The following is a 20,572-nucleotide window of genomic DNA, read 5'->3' on the forward strand; positions in this document are numbered from 1 at the left end:
GACGCTCTTTTCAGTTCACAACTATCAGTTTTCTTGTGAAGTTGTCGAGTAATATTTTACACATACCGCTGTGCGCAGGACGTGTGCGGTTCTAGCAGAACTTCCTCTAACTAAGCCGACGCACGCTGAAGTTTCATCCATCAACATTAAGAGAACAGCTCTCAAAGGTTTTTACTAGTAAAAAAGAAAAGTACTCACCCATCCATCTACTCGGTGAGTACTTTTCCCTTGGTACGGTACATTCTGATTTACGAATTTTAGCTTGCGACCGGATAACCGAGTTTTTCAATCGTGTTCTTCAGCTCGTCCGATGTTATTTTGCTTTCATCATAAGTGGACTTGACTTTGCTTGAGTGAAATAACACTTTCACGTTCTCCACTCCGTCCATTTTGCCAAGGGTGCCTTCTATTTTTTTAATACAGGATGGGCAGGTAAGTGGTTCTAATTGAAATTTAATCGTTCTCATTTTACTCTCTCCTCTTTTTTTCCTCTATTTTTCATGTAGGAATCGCTGCATGAATGGAATGTTTTACGCGATTACCTTCCTTTCCGCATTAAGAAGTTATTGTTTTACACTTCGGCTGTTTGCAATTTGTTCTTCTCTTGACTTTCGGCTTTTTGATTGAAGGCATTAACCGCATAGCGTTTAGGATCACAATCAGCACGCTGGCTTCATGGATGAACATGCCGGATGCGAGATGAACAGTACCGGCCAGGACACCAGCCAGAAGAACAAAGGCAATTCCGATGGCGAACACTGTGTTTTGTTTCATGTTGCGGATTGTTGCTTTCGATAATTTGAAAGCATGTGCGTATTGCTTGAGTTTGTCTGCCATCAATACGACGTCCGCGGTTTCCATTGCAACATCTGTGCCGCCCTCACCCATCGCGATACCGATATCAGCGGTAGCGATCGATGGTGCATCGTTAATGCCGTCACCAGCCATTGCGACAACATGTCCGTCTGCTTTCAGTTGTTTTACAATTGCCACTTTATCTTCGGGAAGCAATTCGGCATGGACTTCATCAATACCAAGCTGGGATGCAACCAGTTCTGCCGTATGCTTGTTGTCACCTGTCAGCATGATGATTTTCTTAATACCATGTTGACGCATGTCGTCCAGTGCTTCTTTGGCATCTTCGCGAATCTGATCAGCAATGGAAAAGATGCCTGCAATATGACTGTCTACTGCTGCAAATACGGCAGTGTTACCTGCTTTTTCACGGTCAATGGCGTAGCTTGCCACATCAGCAGGAATGGCAATATTGCTCGTTGCCATCAGTTTCCGGTTCCCGATAACCAGGACATGGCCATCCACTGTAGCCCGGATACCGTTTCCTTTGATGACTTTACTATCAATTGGTTCCCCATCAAGTGTGATTTTACGCTCCTGGGCTTCTTTCACGATTGTTTGGCCTAAATGATGCTCTGAAATGATTTCCGCCTGAGCAACGAGGCGTAGTAATTCATCTGAGTTTTTTCCTCCGAATGTTTGAATGTCAGTTACTTCCGGTTTTCCTTTTGTCAGTGTGCCCGTTTTATCAAAGACAAGTGTATCCACTTTGGAGAAGTTATCCATCACTTCGCCGCCTTTAACCAACACACCGTTTTTCGCGCCATTGCCGATGCCGGCAACATTCGAGACTGGTGCACCGATGACAAGAGCGCCGGGACAAGCTACAACCAGGAAGGTAATCGCTGTGTGCAGGTTCTGTGTCCATGCATAGACGAGAATGGACAGGACCACAACGGCAGGTGTGTAAATGTTGGCAAACCGGTCCAGGAACTTTTCCGTTTTAGACTTCGATTCTTGAGCTTCTTCAACAAGTTCAATGATTTTAGCAAATGTTGTGTCATCCCCGACTTTTTCGGCCACCATTTCAACATAGCCATGGTCAACAAGGGTTCCTCCGAAAACTTGGTCGTTCCGCTTTTTTGTCCGAGGTACAGATTCACCAGTAACCGCAGCCTCATTCAAGGTTCCATGACCATGGAGTATGCTGCCATCCACCGGAATTTTTCCGCCGGAGCGAATCACAACATGATCGCCTACGTTGACATCTTCAATAGGAATCGTGACGTGCTCTCCTTCACGGATGACGGTTGCTTCCTGTGGCGCCATGTCCACCAATTCTTTCAGCGATGACCTCGTTTTGTTCAAGGTACGAGCTTCCAAATAATCTCCGAACATAAACAGGAATGTTACAACAGCAGATTCCACGAACTCCCCGATGAACAATGCTCCGATAACAGCGATCGTAACGAGCAGTTCAATACTGAATGCTTTCATTCTAAGTGCTTGAAATGCCTTGATGGCGATTGGGGTACCCGCAACAATTGTTGCGATAAGCAGTGAACGATTCTGCCAACCTGATAATTCTATAAAATAAAAAACCAGTGCTAGTATCAATAATCCTCCAGAAATTGCAGTAATCTGGTTTTTATAATCGTTGATCATTTTTACCATGACCATCTGCCTCCTTGTTTTCTTTCTGATTTAATCATAAGGCAGATGGAATAAAAAATAATTGACGGGGAACAAATTTAGAAAAGTATTTGTAGAGATTAGCAGAGGGGAATCTGAAAAATTGAATACAGCTTCACCTTCACGGGTGACGTTATAAGGGGGGGTACCTATAGCGTGTTCTGATATGTATGATATGCGCAAACCTTTATTCCAGATTTGCGCCTTTTCTTGAATAATTCGACTAAAAACGGATATAAGGTCATCCTGACTCTCCAATCCTTTACTTGAACTACACGATACTAACCGTTTCTGAGTATTTAATTAAATGGCCTTTTAAATGTATAGTTGGGCGTCGGTTATTATTCAAGAATGGTGCCCATTTGTTGAACTGAAAAATTAAGCAGAATCTTCCTTTTTCTTTGCAAAAAATAAAATTGCCAATGCAATCGGAGGAGCCATTGGCAAAAGGAAGGCCCATCCAATCAGATAAAATATTATTGCAAAAAAAGCCATTCCACCAAATAAGATATATGATTGTTTGTTTTTTTTGAAAGTCCAAAATAATTAATAGTAATCCGGCTATGGATAGAACCGCAAGAGCCATATCTATCAAAGTTATAATCACCACCTCCAAATACTACAATCTGGCCCGATAAAGCCACGACGGGCGTACGGTTTGCTCTGCAACTTTGCCCGATTGCAACATAAAACTGTAAGCCTCACATGATTATCCAACAAGTTTAAGACCGATTGCTGAACATAAAACAATTGTAATAAAAACCATTCTTCTCCAGTCTGTTGATTCATCAAAGAATATCATTCCAACTAATGCACCGCCGATAACGCCGATCCCAGTCCAAATTGCATAGCCTGTTCCCATAGGGATAAACTGCAATGAATAACTTAGGAACGCAAGACTTGAACCAAACCCTAAAATTAGCAATGTGACCGTTCGCAAATCACGTTTTACAGTAAGTTGGTTAATCATTGCGACACCGAAAGTCTCCAACAGTCCAGCAACAATCAAAGCAAACCATGCCATTAGGATTCAACCCTTTCCTTCACCTTTTCAGGCGTGACTAATTTTAATCCAATAACTCCGATCAATAACGTTATAATTAAAATGATTTTTCCCCAATTGAATGATTCACCAAAGAAAAGCACTCCTGCAACAACAGTACCTGCCGTACCTAATCCCACAAAAATGGCATAAACTGTTCCGGCTGGAAGCACTTGTGCCGCCGTAATCATTAGGTAGTTGCTAACTATAATAAAAATAATGGTTCCAGTCCATGTCCAAAAATCATAAGCATGTGTTAATCCAATCACCCAAAAAATCTCCAAAAAAGCTGCTATAAACACTTTAATCCAATTCCGGTTCATTTAATGACTCCTCTCCATTATTTTTACATAATAAAAGCCTGAGAGAACACTGTTTACCAGTATCTCCCAGGCTTTTATCCTTCCGTGACATAGAAAAATCTATGAGTTTTCTCTTGGACCAGTCCAACGATTAGTTGCGGAACCCTAGAAAACATTTGGTTATTTAATTTGATCACTATTTTACATTAAAATATGATGTTAGTCTAATTATTGGACACAGTGGTCTGTGTCAACCAATTGTAGGCGGATATTTTTGCTTACTTCCTTTTCTCCATCAAAGGCCAAATACTGGTCCAATAGATAAACGTATTGATTTGCCACACGGTCGCGCGGAATAGGTTTCCTGGAGATTCCTCCAGACCAGGTGCTCCATTTCTTTTAAAGTTAGTAAAGCTATGTTATGATTTTTCACAATGAGGCTCTCCTTTTCGAATCTTGTTTTAGTCGACCTTGATTCTACTAAGGAGTGGCCCTTTTTTCATGGAATCTGCTTATGAGCGTCTCGCTTGGTTAGGTGGTAACCCCTTGGGGGCTTGACATGGAGCCTCTGCGGGCATGACATTCTCGCCAGGAAGCCAGCAGGTTAATAAACTGGCTCGCCAATGGAGGCTATCATGCCCGCCCCTCCATATAAAGCCGTCGACAGCACATCGCAAGAGCCATCCCCTTTGTACTCCCAAACGGGAGAAACGCCCATTCGCCTACAAACATTTTACTCATACAAAAAATTCGTCGAAAATTCGATAGAGAAAGCCAGCCTATGGATGAACACCCCATAAATCAAGAGTGTTGCTTTCCTCCGTTTGATTACCTGGCAGATTGGCAAGATTTCTGTAAGAGATGGTAAACGAACAGGTACAATGAAAAATGTATACATGAAATCATAATCAACCTTACTAAGTTGATTATGATTATGGCGATGCTTTTCTATTCAAATTAGTAAAAGCGAATCCTTTTGTTCTAACTTCATCGATGAGTCGGGGAAGTATCGAAAGGGTTTGTTCTAATTCGTGCAGCAGAATAATGGAACCGTCCCTCATATGTTCTGTAACGTTTTTTACAATCCTGGCAGGGTCCTGCTTATGCTCCCAGTCAAGGCCAGAAATCTCCCACATCACAGGCGTTAAATGCAGGTCATTGAGAAGTTGCATCGTTGTTTCGTTATATTGACCAAAAGGCGGACGGAAAAAACACACATCCCTGCCTGTAACATCTCGCAGTTGGTCTACACTCGTTTTAATCTGCTTATACTGCTCGTCTCTTGTTAACTTTGTTAAGTTTTTATGACTATGGGTATGAGATCCAAGGTAATGGCCTTCTTGCAGTGCTCGTTGCCATAATCTTTGTTTGTATACTAATCGGGTCTGCCAGAAAAAAACGGCTGGAACGTTTTCTTCCTGAAGTACGTCTAGTATCGGCTTCAATAGGTGACTCGGACCGTCATCAAATGTGAGTACCACCCGAGGCTGTTTTCTATCACCGGGTCGTCTTACATTTTTTAACCACCTTGAGTCTTTAAGATCATACATGACCTCTTTTGTCACTACTCATGGATAATACAAGATTAACACCCCAATTACCTTTAATATCTGCTCTGTTAAAAAAAGTTACTAAGTATTTGTTGAATGAATAAGATGACTCCTGCCAGGAGCCATAAGAAAATCCCGGGTCATATCGGTGGAAACTTTTTCACCCGTGACTTCTTTTTCGTTCCTCACGTGTGAGCACGCGACTCCTTCATAGCTCTCCCCTCCGGTTGCCGGGTTTTACGGAAAACCGAATTATCCTCTGTTATCCCATGACATCCAGCCAAATTTTTATAGCAGTACCCAGAATTAAAATTGCTAAAATTCCCTGTAACAGTTTCGTGTTAATTTTTTGACCTGCTTTAGCTCCCAGCGGGGATGCAAGCAAGCTGGCAACAATCATCACCACTGCCGGCACATATAACACTTGTCCTGTGAGTACTTTACCTGTCGTCGCACCAATAGAGGATATAAATGTAATGGCAAGGGACGAAGCAATAGTCATTCTTGTTGGAATCTTTAAGACGACGAGCATAATGGGTACCAAAATAAATGCTCCTGCTGCCCCTACAATTCCTGCACCAACCCCTACGATAAAGGCAAGAGATGCGGCAAGCCATTTATTAAAAGTGACTTGGTCGAGCGGGATATCATCCAGGCCTCTTTTAGGAACAAACATCATGACAGCAGCGATGGTTGCCAATATACCATATACCAGGTTAATGCCACCTTCTGTCATTAATTCAGAACCATACCCGCCGATAAAGCTTCCAAGTAAAATAGCCACCCCCATGTAAAGAATAAGCGTTTTATTTAAATAGCCCCCTTTTCGGTAAGCCCACACTCCTCCTATGGTAGCAAACAACACTTGAACCGCACTGATTCCGGATACTTCGTGGGCCGTAAAAGCGGACAAACCGATGAGGGGAGGGATGTATAAAAGCAGCGGGTATTTAATAATTGAACCGCCGATACCAACCATGCCCGAGATAAAAGAACCGATAAAACCGATAAGAAAAAGAGTGATGATAAATAAAATGCTATACTCCATCATGCCTTCCCCTCCTTTCATAAAAAGGGGCCCATTGGAATGGGCCATCTCTTACGATTTTTTAATCCAGAATTTCAATACGTCATCTTCTTCTGTATTCTCCAGTAGTTCATGGCCACTAGATTTCGTCCAAGCTGTAATATCACTCTTCGATCCTTTATCTGTCGCATGAACTTCCAAAATATCTCCCGTGTTCAGTTCTTCTATTGCTTTCTTCGTTCTCACAATCGGCATTGGGCATGCCAGTCCTTTTGCATCTAATACTTTTGTTGATTCCATTTCTAATTCCTCCTCCATCTTAGTAAATCTTTTGATCGTTCTACATTCATTGTCTAGTTTGCTCGAAGGCGCATGTACGTCACCCATTCTGATTACAGCTCATCATTTGAACACCTTCCGAGCGAGTGTTTTCCTATAGTTATAATTATCCTTCGACCGCACAGCGGTTCGGACCGGTTTCCATTTCTTTTTGATCTTCCACTGCCGGTGTGATTTTACCCATGTTTGTTTTACGAATATCTTCGTAAGCATTGGGCTGTGGCGGCAGATTCTCTGTCACCATTTTTCTAAAATCCTTTTCGTTCTCTACCTGCAGTCCGGCGTTTTGTTGATACAAATCTGCCAATCGTGCAGAAACACTTCCATCCTTGCCCAGTTCTTCCGCGAAGGAATAGTGAGCCGGCAGTACAATCAGATCATCGGATAACTCTTTGTAGCGGTTGTATAAAGTATTGCGCAAATCGTCCACCCAGTCTTCCGCTTTTCCGGCAAGATCCGGGCGGCCAATGGATCGTACAAATAGAATGTCTCCAGTCAGCAAGTACTGATCATCGATAATTAAGGACGTGCTCCCAATGGTATGGCCAGGAGAGTACAGCGGCTGGACTCTAATTGCCGTGTTTCCCACGGTGATATCATTTCCTTCTTCCAACGCTGCATAATCAAATGTGACGTCGCTGGCGTCTTTTTCAGGAAGGTAATAGGTCCCTCCTGCTTTTTCCGCCAACATCCGCCCTCCAGAAATATGATCAGCATGCAAGTGGGTATCGAACGTATACTTGATTTGTACGCCGCGTTCTTTTGCAAAGCTTTCATATACGTCAATCATGCGGCTGGCATCCACTACGGCAGCCTCGTCGTTAGATTCAATGAAATACGAGAGACAGCCTTTCCCAATTCGGACGAACTGATATAGCTCTCCTCCACCTTTTAAGTCGCCCAATTTCACCGGCTCGAGATGTTCACTCCAAGCTTTCATGCCGCCTTCTAGATTACGTGCATTGCGGAAACCAGCTTCTTCCATCATGTCCGCTATCATATCGGAGGAGCCGCCTTTCGCACAGACCACAATAATTTCACTGTTTTTATCTAGTTTGCCCATCACCGGATCCACGCTATCCAGGAGATTGAAATACGGTTCGTTGATAACTTCTACATTACCGCCTTCAATTTTCCAATTATCAAATTCGTCGGTATTTCGTACGTCTAAAATCAACGTTTTTTCATCGTTAACAATTTTGCTTGCTAACTCCTTGCTCGTTATTGGTTGTGTCATTCCGGCTTACCTCCCTCATTAAAATGACAATGTGATGTTTGCATCCTTGGCAAAATCGATGTAGGTTGCTGCACCGCCTACTTCAATTCCATCCACGAAGGCGTCTTTCTCCAAGCTCATCACGTCCATCGTCATTTGGCAGGCAATTAGTTTTATATTTAGTTCTTCTGCCATGCTTACCAATTCCTCAATCGAAGGGACATTCGCTTTCTGGAATCCTTCTTGAAAATGTTCTTTCCCTTCAGGGAGAGGCAGGTCCTTATGCGCTTCCTTGTGAATCAAGTTCAATCCCTCAAATGTAAAGAAAATCCCTACCTCCGCATCGGATGCTGCAGCCGCGCTCGCTATATTGAATACTTTGTATGCATCAAACAAAGTGCCGTTTGCTGCGACAATCGCTACTTTTGTGTTTGCCATTTTTATCCACCCTTTCTTTAATTACTGCGTTCTGTCGGCCCGTCCCACTTTGTCATACCCGGGACCACGTTTCTTACTTTTTTGTACCCTTTTTTCGTTAATTTTTGAGACGCCAAGTCGCTTCGGTTCCCCGTCCGACAAATCACATGGACGTCATTCTCCTGATTAATCTCAACCATTCGATCCTCTAATTCGCCAAGCGGAATATTTATGGCACCTGGAATATGACCAAACGCGTATTCTGCCGGCTCACGCACATCTAATATGGTAATCGCTTCCTGACTGTCTACTTTGCTGCGAAGTTCTTCTAAATCAATGACATCCTCATGTTTTTTTTCTTCTTTCGTCTCTTCATTACTTGCTTTTCGGACGTAATGTTTAAGAACCTCCCCTTCTTCCACTGTACCGAGATACTGGTGACCCGTACCTTGTGCCCAGGCTTTCAAATCAGCCGTCGAGCCTTTATCAGTCGCCTGCACTTCCATCACTTGACCTGGATCCAGATCCGCCATGGCTTTCTTTGTTCGTACAATTGGCATTGGACACGCCAAACCTTTCGCATCCAACGTTTCATTTGCAGTAATATTCATAGAGACCCTCCTATTGTTCTTCTTCCTCTTTTCACTCAAGCTTATCACCATGCATTCGTGACGTTGTATCCTTCCTGGGTCAAAAACACGGCTCCTCTACAAGCTGGATATGCCAAGCACCGGTAATTTCATTGTCTCGTTATCTTACCCTGAATGTTGCATTTTATATTACCACTACCCCAATTATCCTTTTTTACATATACAGGTATGGGTATATAAAAATCTAAAAAATAATAGTTGCTTTCTTATAACTACTATTTGATTTTATTTTTAACGTCTTGATCGAATTCCATGACTGATAACTCCTTGTCTGTCATTCTATGTGATGCGTTGTTTTTCGATTTCTGCCACTATCATATACCCCTATAGGTATGTTGTCAACCTCTTTTAAAAAAATTTTGTACCCCGCTTTTGTCTGTCTCATTGAAGCGCACTGATAGGGTTGTGAAAACACAGTTGGGGACTTCCCTTTTATTAATCGTGCCATAGATTCCCCAAGGCGCCGAATCGGTTCGACAATCTCCCTTGTCTATTCTCGCGCCTGTTTTCGCTTTATATATATCTGAATGATGCAGGATTCTCCCATTAATATGGTGGTCTAGCTTGTTCTATCGGTCGTTCAAGAGAATATAAAAAGTGCACTCTATTCTCTCTTTCGATACCCTAAAGTTGTGACACTAAAGGCTATGGAGAGAAAATGAGTGCACCAGCCCTTTATCACAGAGCTATTGGAGAATAGAGATAGGAACATGTAGGTCTCCATAAATTCGGCTGCTGCAGGTTTTCCCACTATGCCCACAAGCTAAGTTACTCCAGAAGTTCAACCATTATTTTTGCAACACTTTTTCCATCGCTTTCCCTTTCGCTAACTCATCACTAAACTTATCCAAAGTGTCCTGGTCAACCTACAGATGTTACCTGCTAAAAAGGCGTATTAAAAAGCCATCTTCTTCTACATTCGGCATGAAATAGGTGACTCCGTAACGGGAAGCAACTGCTGTAACGACGGTCCATAGTAATAAACTCACCATCATCCAGCTGGTCACCATTTTTCGTTTCGAACCGAAGCTCATCCCCATAAAGGCAGAGATGTGCGAGCCGACGAAGAAAGGGCCGATGATCGTTAAGCCTGGCAAACCATATTTATCAAACAGGGCTCTTGCGCGTTTCCCTTTCTTTGACTCTTCTTTTTCCGCTTCCCAGTCTTCTTCTATTCCTTCTTCTAGGTCAATCTCTTCTATCCGCTTTCGTTGTCGCTTTCTCTTCCATTTCTTTACGTGGTCAACAAAAACAATTAACAAAATCACGGTCAGTGCATTCCCTAAAAAAGCTAGTATGGCTGTCGGTAATGGAGACAGGCCTCCAATAATGGCTAATGGGATCACCGCAACAAGCTCAAATAACGGGATCGCTGCCAAGACAAATACAAACAAATACGATAAAAACATAGTCCCCATTCCCCTTCTTAGTCATATAACTGTTTTACTTCCGACCAGAAAATAAAATACTGCCCGATCCCAAGCGCCGTCAAGACGATGACAGGGAGCAGCTCGAACTCTTTAAACAGAACGAGTACCACAATGGCTGCCGGAATCGCAAAATAATAATAAATGTAGACTTTTCGACAAGCCCGGTACGTCACATATTGATGCCCTTCATCTTCTTCTTTTAGCTCATACGGGATGAACGTCAAAATGCGAATCTTCCGCTCCGGAAACTTGTAGTTGTAATACACCATTAGTCCAAAGTAAAAAGCGACAAAAATCGCGTATGCCATAGAAATGACGATAAACAGATCGTTCTGCTGTTTCATTAAAGAACTCGTGGAATATATCAATGCCAGACCAATGAGAAAAACACTCATTGTATAAGGCGAGCGCAAAAACCGTTCCATCCTTATTCCTCCTCCCCCTCTATCCAAAACACATCCTCTAAATCGACATCCAGTGCTTTGGAAATTTTCAACGCTAACAGCACGGAAGGAGCATAATCCCCTTTTTCAATCATGCCGATTGTCTGGCGGGTGGCTCCGACCAATTTCCCCAAATCCGATTGGGTAAAATGATGTCTCGCTCTTAATTCCTTCACTCGATTTTTCAGCATGTCATTCGCAACCCCTCTTACCATTTCCTGCTCATTAAATGTAAATGATCATTGACATTAAGTCAACAAAAATTGTCATTTTGTTAAAGATAATTTATGTTAATTTTTTTTACTTTCTTCATGAAAGAAATCTTTGAGAATCCGTTAACCTTCATTAAAAAATTTTTCAACATTCTTCAGTTCGGGTATAGTGGTAGTAAACCAGTCATATAGCAAAAAAAGACCATAGGTGCGCAAACACCTACGGTCCACAATAGTTGATTCCCTTCAATGGGAGATCGGCATGCGAGTGAATAAGTCACCCTGCTTGCCGAAATCACCCTTGAATTATTCCAACCTATCGTTCTCTTCTATTATCTTTTCTATTAGAGTGATCCTATTCAAATGCGTAAATATGGTTCCCTTCATCTTTTGACAATCACATGTTTTCAGGTATAATAAAAGTAGTATGAACGCATATTATTAAGAAGACCACAGGTGCTCCTACACCTATGGTCTCACAATAGTTGGTTCCCTCTAAGGGGGATCGGCATAGGCAGTATGAATAATCCACCTGGCCTGTCAGCTCAAGGGTGGATTATTTTTTTTGGTTACATGACAGTATGATCACGATGAGATTGGAAAAGCTTATCATAATGATCAAGCTTTCGAATACTGTCATCCGACATCACCTCCTTTCGAAGGAGATGAGGCCGACCACCCTTGAATATCCCAATCTATTGTTCTTTTATTATAGCATACCGAACGCTATACGAACATATGTTTCTAATTAGCTTGTCCAAATGTTTAAAATAGATGAATAAGACCCAATAGACTGACGTCCTATGAAAGGGGAGCACACCGACTAACCTTCTTTGGAAAAACTCCAAGGGGTGTCGCTTATGGACATAGCAAACGTTTTAACGCTGATGATTTCATTCGGCATGTTAATTGCGTTTATCACGTCCGATAAAACTTAAAAATAACCCCTCGTGTGCTTGCAGGCTTTTGAGAGGTTACTTCTCTTGAATGCGCCTCGCTCCTGATCAAGCACGAGAACCGTTCTTATGTGTCGTCCGTGTAATGGAGCCCCAGATGTTGCGTCTCTTTTTATACCCAATAAAAGACGTAACTCGGACAAAGGAAAGAAAGTAGCGAAAGATCGTGTTTTCTAATACAACAAAAAGGATCGCTTTCATAATATCTATAACTTTTAGTTTGATACCTTGAAAAAAGACTCGTTGAAAAAAAGCGGTCAAGGATAATACAATGCCGTAACCCGTGTATATGAAAAATAAATTAATCATGAACGGGACATTCAATATATTAAATTGTAAAGATAGTAGAATGGTAAAGATACCAAATACTTCGATGAACGGTCCTAATAATTCAAAGACCCAATAATACAAATAGGAAATAAAGCCAACCGGTTTATAGCGAAAACGACGAAGCATCTCTGGGTAAGAAATTAACGATTGAAATAATCCTATGTGCCAGCGGCTTCTTTGTTTCACAATATCACGAAGTGTTCTAGGTGCTTGACTCCAACAAATCGCTTCTGGCTGATAGCGAATTTTATAGGACCCTTTATTATGCAGCATGTAAGAATGAAGCCGCATCACAAGCTCCATATCTTCCCCAATCGTATCCGTTTTATATCCACCGGCAGCAAGCACGATATCTTTTTTATATAAACCAAAAGCACCTGAAATGATCAAGTTCCCACTAAATTGATCAAATAAAATGCGTGAAGCTAAAAAGGAACGGTCATATTCCATCACTTGCATGCCGACAATGGGCTGCCAGGGAATCCAATAATGACGTACGTGTCCATCGGTCATTTCCACACATTGTGATAGCTGTACCATTCCACCAACCGCGATAATTTGGTCATCCGCAAATACAGGCTGAATGATTTTTTCTAATGCATTGCTTTGAAGAAGAGAGTCGGCATCTAAGGTAACAAAATAAGGATAGAGAGAAGCGTTAATGCCCATATTTAATGCATCACCTTTTCCTCCTCTTTCCTTTTGAATTAACGTTAACTTGACGTTGTGTATCGTGGCTTCATAGATTGCTGTTTCCTTGTTACAAGGCAGCACACGATGAATGGGGCTGCTTGCCTGTTGAAAAGGAAAAGCTTCCAATAATAGGTCTGTTGTTTCATCTGTTGACCCATCGTCAATGATAATAACTTCATATAACTTATAGTCCAATTGCAGTAAGCGTCTGACATTATCGACAATGGTCACACCTTCGTTATAAGCAGGCATTAAAATGGATATTGGCATATAATAGTCATGTTTTATTTCATTTCTTAACCTCACCCTCCGATCCTTTTCAAAAAGTCGGATAGCACCAAATAATACCGATAAAAACAAAAAGGTCGTATACAAGATCATATAACCAACAAAGAAGAGAGCTATGAATTCCAGAAATCGCTCCATAAATAGATTCATGCATCCACTCCCCCTTCGACGGGAAGCTCGTAACGAGGTACTTCTTTCGTATAGCGGTTGTATCCAGTTACAACTTCTACTTGGTCGAATGCAGACCCATTCATCGCTGCCAATGATTGACCGGCATTGCGTCGTACATACCAATTGTCATCTTTCAGTGCTTTCTTCAACGTCGCCATAACCTTTTCAGAGGGATATTCCCCTAACACAGAAACTGCTACAATTCTGAGTGGAGATTTACGATCTGATGCCAAAGCTACTAATAGAGGCTCCACTCTCGAATCATGATGTCTTTTAAAATAACGCATCACCCGTGTTTGGACCTCAAGATCAACCTGTTCCTCTTGTAACAAGTGATAAAATGTCTCTTTATAGCGATCACTTCGATACGTGATAAAACCAATCAATCCTAAAACAATGGATAGATGAAACGTTTCACGCTCTTCCCATAATGCGTCAAACAATTCCTCACAGTCGTAAGGGTACTTTAGTAATCCGTCTTGGATGAGCTTCGCATGATGAAACAGATTATTTTCTGTTAGATAATGGAACACTTTGATAATCAACTTCGGATCTGGTTGTTGATACATCGCCAATAACACATTTTGACGCAGATAAATGGCCGCATCATCCATGTAGGAAAAAAGCGTCTGATAAATGAATGGATCATACCACTTATCCTTGGCATAGGACGCGATGAAATTAGCGAGAAACGCCCGTTTTATTTCATCATGAGATTGATAATGGATGACTAGTTCTTGTATGACAGGCTCTAGTTGCTTTACATAAACAGCATGTGTGCCGTCTTCTCGGTCAAGTTGATTCAAGGCCTTCTCAAAAGCGATTAATTGATTTATTTGCTTGAGCCGTTTGCAAAGTAAGTTGCGATGCGTACGATCAATAAAAGCCCCTTGCCGAAGCAACTGTTGTTGATCAGAGATCATACGGACAAATTGTTGGACATGTTGTGCTTCGCGAAAGTAGTAGTGCGATTGATAGGTAATATAACTAATCGTATAGAAGAGAATTAACAAGCAAATGACAAAATAAACATAAATTACTATCATAAACATCGTTAATCCTCTCCTTTCCAATACGCTTTCACCTTTTCGTAAGATGGTTTCACATATTCTTTTACACGGGCTAATGGCTCCAGTTGTTGCACAGGAATTTTCACACTTGGTGATCGTCTCTGTTTACCACTAGCAAGAGTTACATAAAAAGCGTCCACGTTACGTGGTTCAACACCGTAATGCTCATAATAATCATCATGAATGGTAAACGTTAAGGGATCGTATATATGAAGCAATTGATAGGGCAAACGAATTTCCAGACGCCCGTCTCCCATCGCAACATCCGCCTCTTCTGCGTTTTTCCCATTTACCATTCTCAACGGCTTCATCTCTGCAAACTTATAGGGATAGACGTTTGGTTTTTGATCCATTTCTTCTTTTGTAAAGACTTTTTTTTCTTTCTCCACGTACTTCACCACTTCAAATGTATCGGACTCTTGCTTCGGATAGGAGACATACGGATTCTCGCCGGTCACCTGTTCTAAAAAGTTTTGCCTCACACTTTGGTAACGATCTTGGACATAGACAAGTGCCCCCTGTTCTGGTTTCACTTCTATGACAAAGTCCACTCTCCGGTCGAAGGTGAGATCCACTATATCTGGTGTTTGACTACCTAATTCAGGATGTACATCCAGTCCTACATAAAGTGGCTTCTCCTCTGTGATACTTGCATCCTCGATCCAAAAATACACATAAGCATGATCTCGAGTCATCGTTACGCTTGTCGCTTCATCTTGATAATCGGCGGTTACATCCTGCCAATCGTCACTTTTGCCATCTACCGTCATTAACACATCATCACGGTAAGGTTTAAATCCAAGTAACCCAAGGTGTTGTGTCCGCGTCAGAGGGTCATGCCATTTGTTAATTTGTTGAAGGTCCACAGAATAGGATGTTTCAAGAACACGCCGATCCCACACATCCTGCCAAGAACGAATGAATACCCCGTTAAACCCGTTCGCATCAAATCGTTTCAGATCCTCCATGATCTCTCTATCTTGTTGTCCGGTGTGATGAACATAACTAGCGCTTGGATATCCAACACTGCTGATGACAACAGGGACCTCATGTACCTGCTGAAGCAGGTCAAGATAATTGGAAGCATGTGGATACCTAGCTTTTTCTTCGTCCGCAAGCATCGTCACCAACGGATATGTTTGTTCTTCATATGCATAGCTCGCGAACAAACCAGCTTTCATCTTCTTTGTCGGCTTGATATGATCGATCAAAAACGTATTATATTTACCGAGCTGCAGCGCATACGGTTCCTCATATTGAAAAGGGTCCATAATAAAGGAGCTGTTAACCGATACAAGATGTTGGCTGCCGTACTTCTCTGATTCATAACTCACGATATGTTCCATCGTTTTGGCCATCATTCGTTCAAACGCTGTCGCCTCTTGTGTCGCAGTCACATAATCTCCAGTAAAAGCTTCCCCTGTATCCAAGGTTTGATTGATATAGGCAACCATGTCTTGATTCCAGTGATCGCCAATTAAAAATCCGATCACCCACTGAGAAATATCATGGCGATATATACCCGTGCCTTTATGCTCGTTAACGAGCCGTACTTTTCTACCGTGAATCATATCAACGATATCTCTTCCGTCTTTTTTTAATGTTTGATAGAACAGTAGATTTTCCTTGTCTTTATTTGTTTTCCAATCATCTGTCGCAACGCGTATGCCTTGAAACAGATAAAGCGGTTCTTCACGATCTCTATTATAGTGATAAAAAGCATTATAAAATTGGTCATCCAACACCGTTGAAACCCGAATTGTATTTGCTCCCATTTGTTGAATCATTTGAAACCATCGTAACCACGTTTCTTCCTCGATGGAAAAGTCCGTTCCCCTCTTCGGACCGTAAGCACTGTCTACTTCCACCCCTTTTATAATAAAAGGCTTCACGTCTGCCCCATTTTTATGGTAGATCGTGTCATTTTCCATATAGAAAGGAGTGGAGATCGGAGCATCCTGATCAACGTTCATATAAAAGCCTTCCATGTAATAAAGATAATGTCCCGCCACAATAACCAGTAATAATACAACCATCGTGATAATAAATCGCTTCATCCCCTCCCCCCTTTCGTTCGCCACCACATGTCAGGCAAACGTCATTTAATGGACTCGTGACTATGACGAGATGGATGCGCATATTGGTGGAGTGTACCGATATGCGCATCCAGCCATGCAGCACGTTTCCCCACGTACCGTTTCATTTGCTGGACAGCTTCCTGGTGGCTAGTAACATTACGTTCCATCGGCCGCAGGTAATTAAAGGTGTCATACTCCGTTAAATCATACATATTACGCCAACGCTCGTTATTACGTGTAATCGAGTCGCCCAAAAAGGCGACAGTTTCATCCATATAATGATGAAGCCGTTCCGTCTTTAACTTTGTTTTCCGTAGCGTATCATAACGTCGAATTAGGCCATTCACAAAGTCTTCATCCTGTAAAAGCTGTTCGTAAAAAATACGTTGCGTCAATGAAAAACCCGTTTCATCAAACACGGTAGATTGATAGTTATTTAAGGAATTATTAAAATCCCACACCACCGGCGTTAATTTCCCTCTCATATCACGATAAAAGTAAGTGGAATAGCGCCCGGCATCGACATTACGAAAGAGCTCATTTATGATGAAATAATCGTAGAAAGCTTGAACGTCCAATAGGTCTTGATACCGATCGCCTTCTTGGGCGTACGGTATTTGATAAATAGAATGGGCAATATAAGAAAAATCACGTTCCACAAATTGCTGCCGTTCTTCCGTATACTGTTTACCCGTCGGATATATGAACTCAGTGCCCGATGGATAGGATTTATTCGTATAGCTTACAAATTCATTCAACCTATATTTCATTTTATCGGGACGATCGACTTCCACGATGTAACTCGTTTGCCGACTGTTAGTTTCCGGTGTGGTGAGGGGGACGCGTCCCTCTCCTTTTGTTACCTTTTCCATTAAAAGATACAGTCCTTCATAGCTTTCATCGATAAACAGTTCGACAAAGCGAACATCTGGCGCGTAAGGCATCATTTCACCCGCGATATTCATCGCCACATAATTACGAATGAAACTACGGTCCAAATAAGGCCCATGAAGCGCCCAATTATTATCCGCCTCCATCCCGAGTAAAGTGACGGCTTTTTCCTTGTTGTTCTGATCAACAAACTGCAGAGAATACGATTTTTTTCTAAAAGACTGGGACGAATTCCCGCGATAATGTATATTGGTAAGGAGGGATATCGGGGATGATTCCCCCTGGTACAGTGTAAAAGTAGTCTCTATTTCACCTTCACCGTCTTCAGCTAATGAATTCGTCTTTGACCCTTTTATCCGGTTACTTGGTATTTGCTGTCCTGCTGTATCGATCTTAATGACAGGTAAATGGGTCTTACTATCTGAAGAATCAAGTGCGGTCTGAACTGCCGTATTCCATTCCTCGTGTTGATGATAGCGTTTATTAAAATCAGTTTCGTCCATAACGGTTACGACCAAAACAAAACCGATTAAGCCACAAATAGTGAAGACAAAAATCAACCGATGTTTCATCGACTACCCACTAATTTCATCGCTTTGTGCCACAGTGTTAACATAATCAATACCTCCTATTAGATAGAGGGCATCCGTAATGGTTTGATCTTTTTTCTCTCCTATTTCGTAATCTTTTCGCGACAACTCATAAATCCATTCAACACTTTCTTCTGTTGTATTCTTCACTCTTAATAACGCCCTCTTATGAAAATGTCGAAAAACGGTGCCTTCGATCTCCATCTCGCTCGACCGCTTTGCTTTAATAACTAATAGTAAACGTTGATTATTCGTCACCCGACCTAGGAACAATAAAATAATAAACACAACAATTGTCCCTACCGTAGCGACAAGATAATACCCCGCTCCACAACCAATCCCGGCAATAATCGTCCAGAAGATATAAGTCGTATCCCGAGAGTCTTTAATCGCAGTACGAAAACGGACAATGGACAACGCCCCGACCATCCCTAGGGATAACGCAATATTATTACCAATAACCATCATGACCGTTGCGGTTAAGATCGTTAGCGTAATAAGCGAAACATTAAATTTGCGACTATACGCAGTGCCAACATGCGTATACCAATAAGAAATAAATATGGCAAACGCAATCACAGTAGCTGCTAAAAGATTGGTTAGAATATCAGGTAATGTCAGGTTAGGTGATTGGTCAGAAAGTTGGTTTAATAACTCACGCATGGCATCTCCCCCTAAAGCACATAATTCTTGCTGATTTTTCGACTTAAACAATACTTACTTACAGACAGTTGATCCTTCTCTACCTCTTCTAATAACTCCTTAATATATTGAAGGAGAAAACCATTATATTTCACTTCAAGTACGACATGGGTTGCATCCATCAAATCATTTTCCTGTAATTGTTCAGAAAATAGATCAAAATTACTCTCCGTTCCACGAATTGCCTGATCAAATGTCACACGAATTTTATTTTCTTTTGCCACAAATGCATCCCGTTCATAGGTCACAATAGACTTAGGTCGATACACATGTTGCATCATCATGTAATAACACTCGAGTAAAAACGGATGATTTAATTCTAATAAAAGCTGATAATCACCAGCAATTAACCGCTTCCCTTGTTCCTTCGTTAACCGGTATGATGATTTCTTTTGATGATGACCTTCCTTCTTCTTTAACTCGAGCAAGCAAAAATCCGGATCATGCATATACGTTCGTAAACGACATTTACGGCGCAGTTCAATACCATCCACTTTTTCATGGAAATCACGATCGTCCAATGAATCAAAGTAAAGCGACCGAATGGTATATCCATCCCCTCTGCGATAGCGATAATGATTTTTCTCGCTATGAGTATCACGGTGCATCACTTGTGCAATATAATGACGCAGTTTATAATAAACATCTTTTGTGATAACGTACTTCTTTTCCTCACGAAATACATTATTCATTTTCTAACACCTCTCGAAATGCATGATAATCATGATAGGCAATATGGATTGTCTGATCTTCGTAATGCTGTATTACCTGATCCGCATTTTCTCGTACCGCTGACAACCCTTCCTCATAGTACGTATTTTTCTCCGTCAAATCATGGTCACCAGGCCGTTTTAATTCGTAGATCGTCGTTAACGGTATATGTGCGTTTCTGGCTTCTTGCGCTTCAAACGTGAGATGCTCAATTTCATGATCACGATAATAATTCATCACTGCCACTTCACTTGCCGCTTCCCGGATAATGGTTCGTAAAACTTCCTGATAGCCCTGCGTATCGTAAAAATACGGCACGACGACAAGCAGTTCCAGGCCTTCCCGTTTGGCCGCTTGATACAGCTGTTTCATGCCTGATATATAGGATTGTTGAACAGACTGGTCCTCCCATTGAAAGCCATCCAACACATACGGTTCCACATCGATAACCAATCCTTTTATCTGTTGCTCTTCAGATAACTGATGATTCACTTCTACAATTTGTTCCAACTGTTCCAACATGCCTTTACCCGTTGGATCAAGCGCCCACTCCGGTGTCCCAGACAAACCGTATACGTTAATGTTTTGATTGGTTAGATCCGCAACAAATGAGGCAATTTCTTCAACGGTTACGTCGCTCGAAAACGATTGAAACACACGGTCAAATTGGTATGTTATTAAATCATGCAGGAATTGTGTTTGATTGTTTGTTACTTCCTTACTTGACCACGAGAAAATGGCACGCTTTGATTGTTCTTGAGCTGATTCCGTATACAACCTGACAACTAAGAAAACAATCACCACTCCTAGGAAAAACAGTTGCCATATACGTCGCTTCTCCATACATGCCCTCCAGTCGCGTGACACTACCTGGATACCTTGCTACAGTAATTTGCAAGTCGTCTTGTGTTATTACTATTGAAATAGGCCTCTTTTAGTATACGAAAGAGATATTACATTTTTCTTACATTTCCAGT

Annotated in this window: 20 protein-coding genes and 1 riboswitch; all 20 genes read right to left on the reverse strand. The window is 41.7% G+C overall.

The window, feature by feature from the left end; all coding sequences use genetic code 11:
* Positions 1-257: 257 nt before the first annotated feature.
* Positions 258-467 (reverse strand): heavy-metal-associated domain-containing protein, encoded by a 210-nt coding sequence (locus LOR49_RS15765; RefSeq protein WP_240377912.1) that lies wholly within the window; start codon positions 465-467, stop codon positions 258-260.
* 88 nt (positions 468-555) lie between these two features.
* On the reverse strand, positions 556-2,469 hold the full coding sequence (locus LOR49_RS15770; protein ID WP_240377913.1) for a heavy metal translocating P-type ATPase: 1,914 nt from the start codon (positions 2,467-2,469) through the stop codon (positions 556-558).
* A 727-nt stretch (positions 2,470-3,196) separates the two neighbouring features.
* Complete coding sequence (locus LOR49_RS15775; protein WP_240377914.1) at positions 3,197-3,511, reverse strand: DMT family transporter; 315 nt, start codon at positions 3,509-3,511, stop codon at positions 3,197-3,199.
* Positions 3,511-3,852 carry a DMT family transporter gene (locus LOR49_RS15780; protein ID WP_240377915.1) on the reverse strand — a complete coding sequence of 114 codons (342 nt, stop codon included), beginning with the start codon at positions 3,850-3,852 and terminating at the stop codon, positions 3,511-3,513. Before LOR49_RS15780 ends, LOR49_RS15775 begins: the two co-directional genes overlap by 1 nt.
* A 61-nt stretch (positions 3,853-3,913) precedes the next feature.
* A riboswitch (guanidine-I (ykkC/yxkD leader) is annotated at positions 3,914-4,011 on the reverse strand.
* Between the two features lie 752 nt (positions 4,012-4,763).
* Positions 4,764-5,381: a polysaccharide deacetylase family protein gene (locus LOR49_RS15785; RefSeq protein WP_240377916.1), complete on the reverse strand. Its 618-nt coding sequence runs from the start codon at positions 5,379-5,381 to the stop codon at positions 4,764-4,766.
* Positions 5,382-5,643: 262 nt separating this feature from the next.
* Positions 5,644-6,429, reverse strand: a complete 786-nt coding sequence (locus tag LOR49_RS15790; RefSeq protein ID WP_240377963.1) for a sulfite exporter TauE/SafE family protein — start codon at positions 6,427-6,429, stop codon at positions 5,644-5,646.
* 51 nt (positions 6,430-6,480) lie between these two features.
* Positions 6,481-6,708, reverse strand: a complete 228-nt coding sequence (locus LOR49_RS15795; protein ID WP_240377917.1) for a sulfurtransferase TusA family protein — start codon at positions 6,706-6,708, stop codon at positions 6,481-6,483.
* Between the two features lie 145 nt (positions 6,709-6,853).
* A complete protein-coding gene (locus tag LOR49_RS15800; RefSeq protein WP_240377918.1) occupies positions 6,854-7,984 on the reverse strand; it encodes an MBL fold metallo-hydrolase in 1,131 nt (376 codons plus the stop codon).
* Positions 7,985-8,002: 18 nt separating this feature from the next.
* Positions 8,003-8,401 carry a DsrE/DsrF/DrsH-like family protein gene (locus LOR49_RS15805; protein ID WP_240377919.1) on the reverse strand — a complete coding sequence of 133 codons (399 nt, stop codon included), beginning with the start codon at positions 8,399-8,401 and terminating at the stop codon, positions 8,003-8,005.
* Positions 8,402-8,418: 17 nt separating this feature from the next.
* A complete protein-coding gene (locus tag LOR49_RS15810) occupies positions 8,419-8,991 on the reverse strand; it encodes a sulfurtransferase TusA family protein (protein ID WP_240377920.1) in 573 nt (190 codons plus the stop codon).
* Between the two features lie 914 nt (positions 8,992-9,905).
* Positions 9,906-10,439, reverse strand: coding sequence for a small multi-drug export protein (locus LOR49_RS15815; RefSeq protein ID WP_240377921.1), 534 nt, complete (start codon positions 10,437-10,439; stop codon positions 9,906-9,908).
* Positions 10,440-10,456: 17 nt separating this feature from the next.
* Positions 10,457-10,885 (reverse strand): hypothetical protein, encoded by a 429-nt coding sequence (locus LOR49_RS15820; RefSeq protein WP_240377922.1) that lies wholly within the window; start codon positions 10,883-10,885, stop codon positions 10,457-10,459.
* A gap of 2 nt (positions 10,886-10,887) precedes the next feature.
* On the reverse strand, positions 10,888-11,094 hold the full coding sequence (locus LOR49_RS15825; protein WP_240377923.1) for a helix-turn-helix transcriptional regulator: 207 nt from the start codon (positions 11,092-11,094) through the stop codon (positions 10,888-10,890).
* A gap of 1,025 nt (positions 11,095-12,119) precedes the next feature.
* A complete protein-coding gene (locus LOR49_RS15830) occupies positions 12,120-13,532 on the reverse strand; it encodes a glycosyltransferase family 2 protein (RefSeq protein WP_240377924.1) in 1,413 nt (470 codons plus the stop codon).
* Positions 13,529-14,605 carry a HEAT repeat domain-containing protein gene (locus LOR49_RS15835; RefSeq protein ID WP_240377925.1) on the reverse strand — a complete coding sequence of 359 codons (1,077 nt, stop codon included), beginning with the start codon at positions 14,603-14,605 and terminating at the stop codon, positions 13,529-13,531. Before LOR49_RS15835 ends, LOR49_RS15830 begins: the two co-directional genes overlap by 4 nt.
* Positions 14,606-14,607: 2 nt before the next feature.
* Entirely contained in the window at positions 14,608-16,680 is a 2,073-nt protein-coding gene (locus LOR49_RS15840; protein ID WP_240377926.1) for a hypothetical protein, read from the reverse strand.
* Positions 16,681-16,721: 41 nt separating this feature from the next.
* The gene (locus LOR49_RS15845; RefSeq protein ID WP_240377927.1) at positions 16,722-18,164 is read right to left on the reverse strand and encodes a CotH kinase family protein; all 1,443 of its coding nucleotides are present in this window, start codon (positions 18,162-18,164) and stop codon (positions 16,722-16,724) included.
* A gap of 3 nt (positions 18,165-18,167) precedes the next feature.
* Complete coding sequence (locus LOR49_RS15850; protein ID WP_240377928.1) at positions 18,168-18,845, reverse strand: DUF4956 domain-containing protein; 678 nt, start codon at positions 18,843-18,845, stop codon at positions 18,168-18,170.
* Between the two features lie 11 nt (positions 18,846-18,856).
* Complete coding sequence (locus LOR49_RS15855; RefSeq protein WP_240377929.1) at positions 18,857-19,576, reverse strand: polyphosphate polymerase domain-containing protein; 720 nt, start codon at positions 19,574-19,576, stop codon at positions 18,857-18,859.
* A complete protein-coding gene (locus tag LOR49_RS15860) occupies positions 19,569-20,438 on the reverse strand; it encodes a hypothetical protein (RefSeq protein ID WP_240377930.1) in 870 nt (289 codons plus the stop codon). Before LOR49_RS15860 ends, LOR49_RS15855 begins: the two co-directional genes overlap by 8 nt.
* Between the last annotated feature and the right edge of the window lie 134 nt (positions 20,439-20,572).

Origin of the sequence: Bacillus piscicola (assembly GCF_022458745.1) — a bacterium.
In the GTDB taxonomy this organism is placed as follows: Bacteria; Bacillota; Bacilli; order Bacillales; family Marinococcaceae; genus Alteribacillus_A; species Alteribacillus_A piscicola.